14 protein-coding genes are annotated in these 13,312 nt (G+C 46.8%); 7 read left to right on the top strand and 7 right to left on the bottom strand.

Annotated features, from left to right (window positions below; translation table 11 throughout):
• The 3 genes from bcp to ACRPK8_RS02490 all read left to right on the top strand — a co-directional run bounded on the left by bcp (window position 1) and on the right by ACRPK8_RS02490 (window position 3,350).
• Complete coding sequence (gene bcp / locus ACRPK8_RS02480; protein WP_432236754.1) at window positions 1-450, top strand: thioredoxin-dependent thiol peroxidase; 450 nt, start codon at window positions 1-3, stop codon at window positions 448-450.
• Between the two features lie 330 nt (window positions 451-780).
• Window positions 781-2,430, top strand: coding sequence for a peptide ABC transporter substrate-binding protein (locus tag ACRPK8_RS02485; protein ID WP_432236755.1), 1,650 nt, complete (start codon window positions 781-783; stop codon window positions 2,428-2,430).
• Between the two features lie 269 nt (window positions 2,431-2,699).
• Window positions 2,700-3,350 carry a homing endonuclease associated repeat-containing protein gene (locus tag ACRPK8_RS02490; RefSeq protein WP_432236756.1) on the top strand — a complete coding sequence of 217 codons (651 nt, stop codon included), beginning with the start codon at window positions 2,700-2,702 and terminating at the stop codon, window positions 3,348-3,350.
• Between the two features lie 95 nt (window positions 3,351-3,445).
• Here ACRPK8_RS02490 and ACRPK8_RS02495 read toward each other — a convergent pair whose 3' ends face one another.
• Complete coding sequence (locus ACRPK8_RS02495) at window positions 3,446-5,143, bottom strand: diguanylate cyclase (protein ID WP_432236757.1); 1,698 nt, start codon at window positions 5,141-5,143, stop codon at window positions 3,446-3,448.
• A gap of 135 nt (window positions 5,144-5,278) precedes the next feature.
• Here ACRPK8_RS02495 and ACRPK8_RS02500 point away from each other — a divergent pair, with 135 nt between their 5' ends.
• Window positions 5,279-5,887: a YktB family protein gene (locus tag ACRPK8_RS02500; protein WP_432236758.1), complete on the top strand. Its 609-nt coding sequence runs from the start codon at window positions 5,279-5,281 to the stop codon at window positions 5,885-5,887.
• 31 nt (window positions 5,888-5,918) lie between these two features.
• Here ACRPK8_RS02500 and ACRPK8_RS02505 read toward each other — a convergent pair whose 3' ends face one another.
• The 6 genes from ACRPK8_RS02505 to ACRPK8_RS02530 all read right to left on the bottom strand — a co-directional run bounded on the left by ACRPK8_RS02505 (window position 5,919) and on the right by ACRPK8_RS02530 (window position 10,926).
• Complete coding sequence (locus tag ACRPK8_RS02505) at window positions 5,919-6,428, bottom strand: hypothetical protein (protein ID WP_432236759.1); 510 nt, start codon at window positions 6,426-6,428, stop codon at window positions 5,919-5,921.
• A gap of 161 nt (window positions 6,429-6,589) precedes the next feature.
• Window positions 6,590-7,663, bottom strand: a complete 1,074-nt coding sequence (locus ACRPK8_RS02510; protein WP_432236760.1) for an ABC transporter substrate-binding protein — start codon at window positions 7,661-7,663, stop codon at window positions 6,590-6,592.
• A 3-nt stretch (window positions 7,664-7,666) separates the two neighbouring features.
• Window positions 7,667-8,467 (bottom strand): ABC transporter permease, encoded by an 801-nt coding sequence (locus ACRPK8_RS02515; protein ID WP_432236761.1) that lies wholly within the window; start codon window positions 8,465-8,467, stop codon window positions 7,667-7,669.
• Complete coding sequence (locus tag ACRPK8_RS02520; RefSeq protein WP_432236762.1) at window positions 8,467-9,276, bottom strand: ABC transporter permease; 810 nt, start codon at window positions 9,274-9,276, stop codon at window positions 8,467-8,469. The genes ACRPK8_RS02515 and ACRPK8_RS02520 overlap by 1 nt, the downstream gene beginning before the upstream one ends.
• Window positions 9,273-10,367 carry an ABC transporter ATP-binding protein gene (locus ACRPK8_RS02525; protein ID WP_432236763.1) on the bottom strand — a complete coding sequence of 365 codons (1,095 nt, stop codon included), beginning with the start codon at window positions 10,365-10,367 and terminating at the stop codon, window positions 9,273-9,275. Before ACRPK8_RS02525 ends, ACRPK8_RS02520 begins: the two co-directional genes overlap by 4 nt.
• Before the next feature lie 13 nt (window positions 10,368-10,380).
• Window positions 10,381-10,926: a helix-turn-helix domain-containing protein gene (locus tag ACRPK8_RS02530; RefSeq protein WP_432236764.1), complete on the bottom strand. Its 546-nt coding sequence runs from the start codon at window positions 10,924-10,926 to the stop codon at window positions 10,381-10,383.
• A 186-nt stretch (window positions 10,927-11,112) separates the two neighbouring features.
• Here ACRPK8_RS02530 and ACRPK8_RS02535 point away from each other — a divergent pair, with 186 nt between their 5' ends.
• The 3 genes from ACRPK8_RS02535 (at window position 11,113) to ACRPK8_RS02545 (ending at window position 13,145) form a co-directional block, all read left to right on the top strand.
• Entirely contained in the window at window positions 11,113-11,955 is an 843-nt protein-coding gene (locus ACRPK8_RS02535) for a DegV family protein (RefSeq protein ID WP_432236765.1), read from the top strand.
• 62 nt (window positions 11,956-12,017) lie between these two features.
• Window positions 12,018-12,746, top strand: coding sequence for a TspO/MBR family protein (locus ACRPK8_RS02540; protein ID WP_432236766.1), 729 nt, complete (start codon window positions 12,018-12,020; stop codon window positions 12,744-12,746).
• A 51-nt stretch (window positions 12,747-12,797) separates the two neighbouring features.
• Window positions 12,798-13,145 carry an iron-sulfur cluster biosynthesis family protein gene (locus ACRPK8_RS02545; protein ID WP_432236767.1) on the top strand — a complete coding sequence of 116 codons (348 nt, stop codon included), beginning with the start codon at window positions 12,798-12,800 and terminating at the stop codon, window positions 13,143-13,145.
• The last annotated feature ends 167 nt before the right edge of the window (window positions 13,146-13,312 follow it).

Raw genomic sequence — 13,312 nt, forward strand, 5'->3', positions numbered from 1 at the left:
ATGCAAGCACCAACGTTCACGTTACCAAACGCACAAGGAGAACCGGTTTCCCTCGAGGATTATCGCGGAAAAAAAGTCGTGCTCTATTTCTATCCGAAGGACTCGACACCGGGTTGTACGACTGAGGCCTGTGATTTTCGAGATGCCACACAAGCCTTCGAAGAACATAATACGGTCATACTTGGGGTTTCCGCTGACAGTCAGAAACGCCATCAGAATTTTATCGCAAAATACGAACTGCCCTTTCAATTGTTATCGGATGTCGACCACGAAGTCTGTGAGCAATATGGTGTTTGGCAACTAAAAAAGAACTATGGTAAGGAATATTTTGGAATCGTTCGTTCGACGTTCCTGATTGACGAATCAGGCGAAATCGTCAAGGAATGGCGCAGTGTAAAAGTAAAAGATCACGTAGCAGAAGCACTTCAGTACGTAAAAGAACAAAACTAAACCAGCGAACCAGTTGAATGATTCAACTGGTTCTTTTTGTATTCAAAAAATTCATAAACTCCTAATTTTATCCTTACACAAAAATAATTTTACGTAAAAAAACGTTGGTATCACACATAAATTTAATAATTTTGAAATAATCTGAAAATATCCTATTGATTTTTCTGAATATTGTATTTATTATTGATAACAAGTTGATCCGGTGCTTTCCACAGCTTAAGAATAAAAGGCGATGACCCCTCTTATTTTTAGTCGGACACCGGATCGCTATCCTATCGGTACTTATCGTTTCACCAGATATATCTATTTCTTTTGGGAGGGATTTACTTTATGAAGAAGAAAAAGGCACTCGCACTCGTCGGAGCACTGACAATCGCTGGATCAAGTCTTGCAGCGTGTTCGACGACAGATGACAGCAAAGAAGAAAAAGGATCGACGTCTGGAAGTAAATCTTCAGACAAACAAGTCCTGAACTTAATCAGTGGTTCTGACATCCCGGCACTCAGCCCGACAGTCGCGACGGACTCGGTATCGTTCACGGTATTGAACAACGTCCAAGAAGGTCTCTTCCGTCTTGACGACAAACAAGAAGCGACTCCAGGTGTTGCAGAGAGTGTGGATGTTTCAGAAGATGGACTTACATACACGTTCAAACTTCGTGATTCCAAATGGTCGGACGGCAGTGACGTCACTGCCAAAGACTTCGAATATGCGTGGAAACGTGTCCTTGATCCGAAGAGCGGATCACAATACGCGTACATCATGTATATCATCGATGGTGCAGAAGCATACAACACAGGTAAAGGGAAAGCAGATGACGTCGCAGTCAAAGCGGTCGACGATAAGACGCTTGAAGTCAAATTGACGCAACCTGCTGAATACTTCAAATCCCTCACTGGATTCGGTTCATTCATGCCACTGAAACAAGAATTCGTCGAAGAACAAGGGAAAAACTTCGCGACGAAACCGGATACGTTCCTCTACAACGGACCATTCGTCCTTTCCGATTGGAAGACGGAAGTCGGCTGGAGCTACAAAAAGAACGATCAGTACTGGGATAAAGACAACGTCAAACTCGAAGAAATCAACTATAAAGTCGTAAAAGAAGTCTCGACGGGCGTCAACCTTTATGAAAAAGGTGATGTTGATTTGGTTGGTTTAACAAGTGAATTCGTTGACCAGTACAAAGATAAGGAAGACTTCGATACACGTCTTGACGCATCGATGTACTACATCCAAATGAACTTCAAGAATGAACTCCTGAAAAACAAGGATATCCGTAAGGCAATCGATTCAGGATACGATAAAGCGCAGATGGCAAAAGTCCTCTTGAACAACGGTTCAATCCCTGCGTACTACTATGTACCAAAAGACTTCGCAAAAGGTCCGGATGGTAAGGACTTCCGCGACGGCAACGAAGGCTTCGGTTCATATGATGCTTCTTCTGCAAAAGCATCGTTCGAAAAAGGACTCAAAGAAGTCGGTAAGAAATCAGTCAAACTCGAGCTTCTCTCGTACGATGATGACAACTCGAAGAAAATCTCCGAGTACCTCAAAGGCGAGTGGGAGAAAAACCTTCCAGGTCTTGAAGTCACGATCAAACAACAGCCGTTCAAGAACAAGCTAGATCTTGAATCAAAAGGTGAGTTCGAACTGTCCTTCGCAGGATGGGGACCTGACTACCAGGATCCGATGACATTCCTCGATATGTGGATGACTGGTGGACCATATAACCGTGGTAAATACTCAAGCGATAAGTATGATTCACTCATCAAGTCGGCTCAAAAAGAAGTCGATGCCGAGAAACGCTGGCAGTCACTCAAAGATGCTGAGAAGACACTCCTTGAGGACGATCAAGCGATCTCCGTCATGTACCAAAAAGGGGTTTCCCTTCTCCGTAAGCCGTACGTCAAAGGAATCGTCAACCATAAAGTCGGTGCCGATACTTCGTACAAATGGGCATACATCGAAGGAAAATAAGTTACATCCAAAGACCAGATTCGCTGACGAGCGTGTCTGGTCTTTTTTTCCATATGAGCCGTTTGTCCTATTTTTCTGAATAGCATTAAAATTTCGTGTCAGTCTGTTTTCATTTCCATGACTTCCATTTATACTAAGCAAAGAATCCGATTCACTTTATTTACAATATTTTGCGGGAATTATTCATAATTAATGGAAATGTACCGATATATCTAATACAGAGGACTTTTGCCTCAATACTACATCGAACTAGGAAGGAGGACTCACTCATGAAGCAACGTGTACTTAAGAACGCGCAAAGTTATACAGAAGAGCAGCTTGAGATGATCGAGGCCATCCGTGCGGTCGGTGAACTCATCCAGGACCGTCCACGCCGAACTGTCTATCGTCGTTATGCCCTCGTCAATGATTGGCCGCAGCCCGAGAACATCATCCGGCAATTCGGATCGTGGCCGGAAGCCTTGTCGGCTGCCGGATATGAGTGGAACGTCGACCAACAACCCGAGGAACTGGAACGTGCTCCGAAGTATACGAAGGATGAGATCTTGAAATCATTCGAACGTTATGCGCAGGACGTCGGTTCTACGATTACGCTCAAGAAGTATCAGATGTGGCGGAAATCCGTTCATCATGCCCCAAGCCATTATCATATCGTCAAGATGTTCGGTTCCTGGCATGATGCCTGTACCGCAGCCGGACTTGAAGCGAGTGTCACCTACTCAAAAGCTGAACTTGCCGCTTCCTTACGTCAAGCCATCGAGGAAGTCGGGTTTGCCCTCTCGTTTGAAGCGTACCGGGAATGGGCGAAACGGAACAATAAACCATCGACGAAAGCACTACTTCACCGTTACGGTTCATGGTCGGCCGCCATCCATGCGATTGAAAACGAGATTCGCCTCAGTAAACAACAAGCACAATGAACTTATTCCTTTCCATCCTCTTCGTTCTCCTGAACGAGGAGGATTTTTGGCATCAAAAAAGAAGGTGACGTATCCGCCACCCTCTTTTAGCACACTTAAATGACTTTCTCTTTCCATTCCTGATAGGATGCGACACGATCGCGCCCTTGGAATTTCGCTCCGACATACATCGCCCGATCGGCATTTCGAATCAGACTTGCTAAATCTCCTAGCTCTTTTAGTGTATCAATCCCGATACTCGCCGTGATTTCAAGTGTATGCCCCTCGACGATGATCGGATGGCTATGCAACGTTTCCCGAATCCGTTCGGCGACGATTTGTGCCGAGTCAAGATCCGTATTCGGAAGGAGGATGACGAATTCTTCGCCCCCGTAACGTGCGACGAGATCCGTGATGCGCGTTGCTTGCATCAATAGCTTCGCCACTTCGAACAACACGACATCTCCGACTTCATGACCGTACGTATCATTGATTTGTTTGAAGTGATCGAGATCAATCATCAAGGCAGAGAATGGATAGAGATCCCGTTGTTTGATGCGCCGATCCCCCCACTCCTGTAAGGCACGGTAGTTAGGCAACTTCGTCATCGCATCCGTCCGGCTATCAATCAGTAGACGCTCGCGTTCGTGTGCTCGCTCTACCGCCCAGGACAGGACACGAAGAGCGCGGTACAGTTCGTACCCAAAGTCTTTCGTGAACTCCCCGCTTGCTTCGGAAGCGAGCAGTAAGGAACAGTTGATTGTTTCCGTTGCTTCCGGTTGAATGAAGAGTACCGACTGAATTTCCTCCGGTAGGCTGTCGTATAGACGAATGTCCCACTCCTGTTGCATACCATACAGTAGAACTTCTTCCTTTTCGATGATTTCTTCGATGATCCGACCTTCGACGTGATCAGCTTTTAATTTTCGCCCATCCTTTAACGAATAGTAGACACTTTGCTTGCCTTCTTCAAAATCGAACTTAATCCAAGCGATGTCCGGTTTGACGAACTGATTGAGTTGCCGCAGATAACGTTCGATGATGAACTGCGCATCGCCATCCTTCCACGCCGCTTCTTTCAGACGCTCGATTTGTTCCCAGTGTTCAATCCGATCTGACGCTTCGACCGAGCTCCCTAGTGCACGTTTGATGATGAAGAGTGCGAATGCTGCCATGACAAGACCGCTGTTTCCATTACCTTGTACGACGAGCGTACTGAAAATCCCGTAAAGTAGCTCTGCCGTGATGACGATTGCTTCAAAGCGTAACAGTTGGAACATGACATCACCCGGAATATTCTCACCGAGCAGGAACCGGGACAGCTGATACTGCAGTAAGAGTATCGTCCAGAGAATCGCGACCATCGCAAGAAGTGGCATGATATTATCAGTCAGGATGAAGGCATCCCCATGTGTTCCCCCGAGTGCATTGTAAGCAAGACCCGCTGGAACGATCAAGAACAGTTCAAGCGCGACGTTGAACGGATAATTATGTAGCATTCGCCGCCGTCCGACTGGCGTGTGAATCGTTCGTAATTGATAGATCAGCATCGTCACTTGTCCGACACAGATCGCGGATAACATCCCGTAGGTCAAGAAAGTAAACAGGACGAACCCGAAATGGAATGTAAAGCTCATATGCCGACGACGAACCGGATCGACGACAAAAATCGTCGATAAGACGGTGATCAATACGAACGTGAATAAATCGACGCTGAGGCTATAGTCTCTGGACTTCGCAAAAAGATCGACGCCAATGACGATTAAAAAAAAGACAACCCAGCTTCGAAGGAGATATTGTTGAAAACGACGCACAAGAAATTCCCCTTCCCTTTACATTTAGTTATTGTCTATTACTGGAAATCGATATGTCCATTATTCTACTTTTCAAGCAAAAAGTCGAACTTGAATGGCGTCCTCTGATACAATCACGTTGAGGTGATATTTTTTATGACAAACACATTCACGCAAGATGCATTTGATACCTTTCACATTGATGGACTCGATTCCCGGATGGAAGCAATCCGCGAACGCATCCAGCCTATTTTCCGAGACATCGGTCAGGAAGTCGCTCCTGATTTGACGGTCGCTACACAAGAAGAGGTCCACGTACACATCGCCCAGCATGCCCGCCGGAAGGTCAATCCGCCAAACGATACATGGATGGCATTCTCACCCGATAAACGCGGTTATAAGAAACATCCCCATTTCCAAGTCGGCCTGTTTGATGACCATCTATTCATTTGGCTCGCTTACATCTATGAGCTTCCGAATAAACAACAGTACGCCTCTAAGCTCTTGCAGCAGACGAAACTACTGACGACGCTTCCGGATGACTTCGTCGTGTCCTATGACCATATGAAAAAAGATGCTGTTTCTGTCCATGAAACCGATCTTCATGTCGGTTTGACACGCTTCCACGATGTCAAAAAAGCAGAATTTCTCGTCGGTCGTCACATTCCGGCAGAACAAGTCAGCCAGCTGACACGGGAAGAGTTGTTGGAAGTGATTCGAAATACCTACTCTCATCTCGTACCACTCTATAAAACGATTAAATAAAAAGGATGGCCGAATCGGTCATCCTTTTTCATTAGTTATATTTTACTAGAATTGACATGACTTGTGTACGGTCGGAATTTAAATTTAGATAAATGTTGACCTGTTTTGAGGAAAGCGTCATGACGTTGAATGTTTTATCGAGTTTTGCTTTCGGGTAAGCACGTTTGACTTCCTTGACGGTTACGGTACGTTTGACCTGTTTTGGATCGTAAACGATGGCACTGACTTTCGCTTTTGAGTCCTTCACGCCGTACGTAGAACAGTAGTGAAGCGAACGATCTGCTGAAGATAATCCATTTCCGCTCTGACACCAGTTTGATTTCTTTTCGCCTTTGTACGCTTTATGTACTTGAGCAAGTGTCGTTTTATCGAGTGTGACTTTTCCGTCGACTGAACGTGCTTTCTTAGCTTGTGCCTGAATTTCCTGTAGCCATTTGACATCAGTCTGTTTTGTTGCCTCGACCGGTTGATTATATGAAGTGCCTGACACGATGCTGACAGTGAGTGCGGCAGTTAAGATAAGTCCGAAGATTTGTTTCATGGTGAAGTCCTCCTTGGCGCCTCTGAAAAGCGTTGATAATAATCTGATTCCCCTATTTCAAAAAATTATTCAGTTTTTATAGTTTTTTTTTGACAACTTATTTTTATTTTTTAGAACAGAATATAAAAAAGAACCTAGTGTCGCTGACACTAGGTTCTTCCTCATTTCTTATGCATCTTAAACTCTAAGAACAACTCATTGTAATGGGCTAACATTTTCTTCCCGAGGTTCTTATAGACTTCTAGAGTATCCGTGACTTGTTTATCAGGATAGAAACGCTCGTCCGTACGGACAGATTTGTCGAGCAACTTCAAACCGTCTTTGTTCGGTGTCGAGTAGCCGACGTAGTCCGCATTTTTTGCCGCGATATCCGGTCGCAACATGAAATCGATGAACTGATGGGCTCCTTCGACGTTTTTCGCCGTTTTTGGAATGACGATATTATCGAACCAGACATTCGATCCTTCTTTTGGAATGACATAATCAAGATTTTCATTTTCACTCATGATTTCATTCGCATCACCGGACCAAACGACACCGAGTCCTGCTTCTTCATTCGCAAGCAATAATTTGATTTCATCCCCGACGATCGCTTTGACGTTCGGCGTCAGACGCATCAGATTCGCTTTTGCCTCCTGCAGCTTCGCCTCATCCGTTTCATTCAAGGAATAACCGAGACTGTTCAGACTCATCCCCATCACTTCACGGGCACCATCTGCAAGAAGAATTTGATTTTTCAGCTTCGGATCCCACAGATCCTTCCAACTCGTCGGTACTTTACCACCGATCAAGTCTTTATTATAGACGATTCCGACTGTTCCCCAGAAATACGGAATCGAGTATTTATTTTTCGGATCAAAGGATAGATCCAAAAAGCGCGAGTCGATATGCTTGAGATTCGGAATCTTATCATGGTCGATCGGCACGACGAGATCTTCTTCAATCATCTTCGAAATCGCATAATCGGACGGGACAGCGATATCATATGTCGTGCCACCCTGCTCGATTTTCGTCAGCATCGCTTCGTTTGAATCGAATGTCTGATAGACGACCTTGATGCCGCTCTCCTTCTCAAACTGTTTGATCAGCGCCGGGTCGATATAATCGCCCCAGTTATAGATGTTCAGAACATTTTTACCTGAGTAGCCTTGTGTCTCATTCAATTGATTAAGGGCGAATAGAATCACTCCTGAAATCAAGAAAATCGCGACGAACAATTGAATCAATTTTTTCAACGGTCATTTCACCTCCGGTCGCGAAAGCTTCGTTGCAGCACGTTGGTTCAAGAAATAGTAGCCGATGACGAGCAGGAACGTAAACAGGAAGATGACCGTCGATAAGGCATTGATCTTCATTGAAATGCCTTGCCGGGCCAGGGAATAGATTTCTACCGACAGCGTCGTAAAGCCGTTTCCTGTCACGAAGAACGTCACAGCAAAGTCATCCAGTGAGTACGTCAATGCCGTAAAGAATCCGGCAAAGATGCCTGGCGTGATGTATGGCAGGACGACCTTCGTCAAAACGTCCAAGCGGCTCGCCCCTAAATCACGTGCCGCATCAACGAGCGTCGGACTCATCTCCTGCAACTTCGGCAGGACGAGGATGACGACAATCGGAACTGAAAACGCGATATGCGACAGTAAGACGGACGTAAAGCCGAGCTGAATCCCGAGCATCGTAAAGAAGATCAGGAATGACGCCCCGATGATGACATCCGGGCTGACGATCAGAATGCTGTTGAGCGTCAACAGCGACGTCTCGACACGTTTTTTCCGGACCGCTTGAATCCCGATTGCTCCGAACACGCCGAGAATCGTCGAAATCGCGGCAGACAACAAGGCGATGACAAGCGTGTTCAAGACGATGATCAACAGTCGGGAATCCTGGAAGACTTCCTTGTACCAATCCCACGTGAACGAATCGAAGTTCGTCATATTATCGGCGCTATTGAATGAATAGAACGCCAGATAGAAAATCGGAGCATACAAGATGATGAAGACCCCGATCAGATACAGATTTGCTAGTTTCAGACGTTTCATCAAGTCGTCGCTCCTTTCTTCCGCTTCGTGCTCGTCAAGGCAAGGATGATCGCCATCGCGATGATGAGGAAGACGGCAATCGTCGCTCCCATCCCCCAGTTCTGTGTCACGAGGAATTGTTGTTCAATCGCCGTACCGAGCGTGATGACCCGGTTTCCGGCAATCAGACGTGTGATCATGAACAGGGATAACGCCGGAATGAAGACGAGCTGACAGCCTGATTTCACACCGTCAAGCGTCAACGGAAAGACGACACGACGGAATGTCGTGAAGTTCGACGCTCCGAGATCACGTGCTGCGAAGACGAGTGACGGACTGAGTTTTTCGATCGCGTTGAAGATCGGCAGGATCATGAACGGAATGAAGATATAGACCGATACGAACACGAAACTGAAGTCGGTAAAGAGAATCTGCTTACGACCGATCCCGATGGCTTCAAGTGTTTGGTTCGCCAGACCATACGTACTGAAGAGACCGATGAAGGCGTACGCCTTCAGTAACAGGTTGATCCACGTCGGTAAGATGATCAGCAATAACCAAAGCTGTTTATGTTTCGTCTTCGTCAACAGGTAGGCAGTCGGATACCCGATCAGCAGTGAAAACAGCGTGATCAAAAAAGCATACCAGAAGGAACTGAGCGTCATCGTCAGATAGGTCGACGTAAAGAAGTTCCGGTAGTTCTCGAACGAAAAGTGACCGTCCAGATCAAGAAACGAATAATAGACGACGAGTACGATCGGTGCGATGACGAATAAGGCGATCCAGAATGAATACGGGATGAGGTACCAGTTACGTGATTTTTGCATCATAACACCCCGTCGTAGGATTCCAGACGTTTATCGAATTCTTCTTCCGTTTCGTTCAAACGCATGACATGGATCGCTTCCGGATCAAACGTCAGACCGATTCGTTCACCGACCGTTGCTTTTTTCGTACTGTGAACGAGCCATTCATTTCCGACTTCATCCATGCAGGCAATCTCGTAGTGAACACCACGGAACAGCTGCGAATCGACAGTCACCTGCAGTTTCCCTTGTGTCACGTGTGTGATTTCAAGATCCTCCGGACGAATGACGATTTCGACCGGTTCGTTCAGTTCAAGCCCGCGGTCGACACATTCAAATTCCTTTTCTGCGAACCAGACGCGGTAATCTTCCACCATGCGACCCGGAATGATATTCGACTCCCCGATGAAGTCCGCTACGAAGCGGTTGATGGGTTCATCATAGATATCCGTCGGTGTTCCGGATTGTTGAATGACCCCATGGTTGAGGACGAAAATCTCATCCGACATCGCAAGCGCTTCTTCCTGGTCGTGCGTGACGAAGATGAATGTGATGCCAAGACGGCGTTGCAAGTCACGGAGTTCATACTGCATTTCCGTCCGTAACTTCAAATCGAGTGCCGACAGCGGCTCATCGAGCAGGATGACTTCCGGTTCATTGACGATTGCCCGGGCAATCGCGACCCGTTGACGTTGTCCGCCTGACATCTCGGTGATTTCCCGCTTTTCATAGCCGGACAGGTTGACGAACTTCAAGGCATCTGTGACACGTGTTGCAATTTCCGCTTCCTTCACCTTTTTGATCCGCAAACCGAACGCGATGTTTTCAAAGACATTCAAGTGTGGAAAGAGGGCATAATCCTGAAAGACCGTATTGACCTGGCGTTTGTTCGCCGGAACGTCATTGATCCGCTTCCCATTGAAGATGATGTCGCCTGCTGTTGCTTCGGAGAAGCCGGCAATCAGACGGAGAATCGTCGTTTTTCCGCAACCTGATGGTCCGAGTAAGGTGTAGAACTTCCCTCGCTCGATTTCAAAGTTGACCTGATCGAGTACAGTCTGATCGTCATACTGTTTCGTAACATCTTTGAATTGAATGATTGTAGTATCTGCCAATCTAGTTCCTCCTTTATAAGTATGAGTCGGTTGCTGTTACGAGCACCTTCGTCTCGTGCGTTGACTCATTGCGTAATTGATGAATTTCTGAAGCCTTATAATAAAAGGTTTCTCCTTGTCTCGCTACAAAAGACTGATGACCGAGCGTCAGCGTGACCTTTCCTTCAAGCACATAAACGAAAGTCTCAGCCCCCGACGGTTCATACGTCTTGAACGCTCCGCCTGGTGCAAGTGTCAATAAGACCGGTTCCATCTCTTTTTCATTCGATTCCGGAATCAGCCATGTCACGTGATAGCCCTGCTCTGCATCCGCATACGTCGTTACATCCTCTTCCCCGTAAACGACTTTTTGATTAAGTGCATCCTCATCAAAAAAATCCTTCGGTGAGATGCCAAGCACTTCAAGAAGATGAAACAGTGTCTCGATCGACGGGGAGCTGATTTCCCGTTCGAGTTGCGAGATATACCCTTTACTCAGGTCTGTTCTTTCCCCTAGTTCCTCTTGCGTCAATCCCTTTTGAAGACGGAGGTTCTTGATTTTTTGTCCGATTGAGTACAATCGACGTCCTCCTCCCGCTTGCCTAGTTTAGTATAAGACGACTAAAAGTTTACTAATCACGTACCGATTATAGCGTATTTCATTATTTAATCAACTAAAATGTTTTATATTTTTTAACGTTCATTTGACAGCGAGAGCGCTTACACCTACAATTATTATCAGGTACTAATTTAAGGAGGAACATGTATGCGCATTGCATGGATTACAGATAGCACAACGATTTTACCGGATACGATCGCTCAACATCCCGACCTCTCCGTCGTTCCATTACTTGTCCTGAAGGACGGTGACAGTTTTGTCGATGGTGTCGACGTGGATGCCGAGACCGTCTACCAGTGGATCGACGCGAAACATAAAGTTACGACGAGTCAGCCTTCGATCGGCAGTTTCACCGAACATTACGAGCGGCTCAAAGAAGACTATGACGTCGGGTTTGCGGTGCATCTGTCGAGTGAACTCAGCGGAACGTACAGCGCCTCCGTCCAAGGAGCCGAAATCGCCGGTTTCCGGCTGATCGCGATCGATTCCCGTTGTGGGATCTATCCGGCCGGTCAGTTACTCGCTGAAGCCATCGAACTCGCCGAGGCCGGACATGCGATTGAATCGGTCGAACAGATGATTCAAGAACGTCGTTACGATCATCATATCGAATTCACGGTCGCAAACCTCGATCAGTTGCAGGCAGGAGGACGGATTTCCTCTACGAAGGCATTCGTCGGTAATCTGTTGCAGTTACGCCCTCTGTTCCACTTCGAGGAGGGTAAGATCGTTCCGTATCAGACCGTACGGACGTTCAAAAAAGCGCACTCGAAGATCTTCGACCATCTCGTCGCGATGCTTGAGCAGGGTCGAGTGACTGATATCTCTTTATTCCACGCAACCGCCTACGACCTCGCACTTGAGTGGAAACAACGACTCGAGTCGCAGTTCGATGTGCGTGTCCGGATTGATGATTTAACGCCCGTTCTCGGTTCGCATACGGGAAATCCCGCCATCGGCATGTCCTTTTTGAATCCGACGAGAGCGTAAGGATGTCTAATGAAAATGATTTTTGGGTAAACCTTCTTTAGAGAATAAAGGAGGTTTTTCATTTGAAAAATAAATGGATCTGGCTAAACTGGCTTGGCTTCATCTTTACGATCATCGTCAATGCCCTCGACGGTGGAAAAACAGGTCGGATCTCGGACTCGATCATGACGCTGTTCAAACCAGCAGGATACGCCTTCTCGATTTGGGGACTGATTTATACCGTTCTACTCATCTGGTTAATCCTACAGACGATTCCGAAATTCAAGGAACATGAACTGGCGAAAAAAATCGGACCTTGGTTTTTGATCAGCTGTTTATTCAACGCAGGCTGGATTGCTTCGTTCACGTATGAACTCTTCATCGTTTCAGTCATCGTCATCATTGGACTCTTACTCTCCCTGATCGTCATCTACTCGAAAATCGACCGGGAGACAAAAGGACTCCGCTTTAAACTACCGTTCTCGCTTTACCTCGGCTGGGTGTCGGTCGCTACGATTGCCGACATCTTCTTGACGATCAACGCTGAAGGGGTGACGTCATGGCTCGGCATCGGGGACGCGGGATGGACGATGATCATGCTCGTCGTCGGCGTAATCGTCGCGTTACTCTTCATGTTCGCGAACCGTGATCCGATCTATCCGCTCGTCTTCGTCTGGGCGTATGTCGCGATTAACTTTGAATCTGACAATGGTCTTGTCGATACGACCGTTCTCGGTAGTGTCGTCCTCCTGCTTGCCGGTTATATCTTCCTTCTCGTCCGGATGCGCCGCCAGATCAGTGTGAGCAAGTGACGTTCCTTTCTGCCTTCAACGGCGTATACTAAAGGAAAGGAGTGAATGACCATGAACATCACATTTACACCATCTGCCCAGGAACGCATCCATCAGTTGCGGGGCGACGTGCCCGGTCAACTGCACTTGTATTACGATACGGAAGGCTGCGGTTGTGGAAATTCCGGTATCTTCAGTATTCGCCTCGTTGAGGAAGCGACACCCGAAGATATGACGATTGATTCAAACGTCGGTCCTGTCCTCGTCAAACGGTGGTCGAGCCATTTCCTCGATCAGGACATGACGCTCGATTACAATGCGGAGAAAAAAGCGCTGATTCTTAAAAGCGATGGACAATATTTCAACACGAACGTTCTCGTCACGGATCAAACCGGCTGTCCGTTGACTGTCCGTTCCTGAATACGACTACAGAAAAAGGCAACTTCCATCGCGGAAGTTGCCTTTGTTAGTGTTCGAACAGACAGGTGCTGTGTTGAAAACCAGATTGTAAGACGCATATGAAATGTACTGGATGTCTGTCTGCATCGTGCACGAGCCAGAAATATATTCCGGCGCTTTGCGTCCCC

Origin of the sequence: Exiguobacterium sp. TDN 0502 (assembly GCF_050846835.1) — a bacterium.
In the GTDB taxonomy this organism is placed as follows: Bacteria; Bacillota; Bacilli; order Exiguobacteriales; family Exiguobacteriaceae; genus Exiguobacterium_A.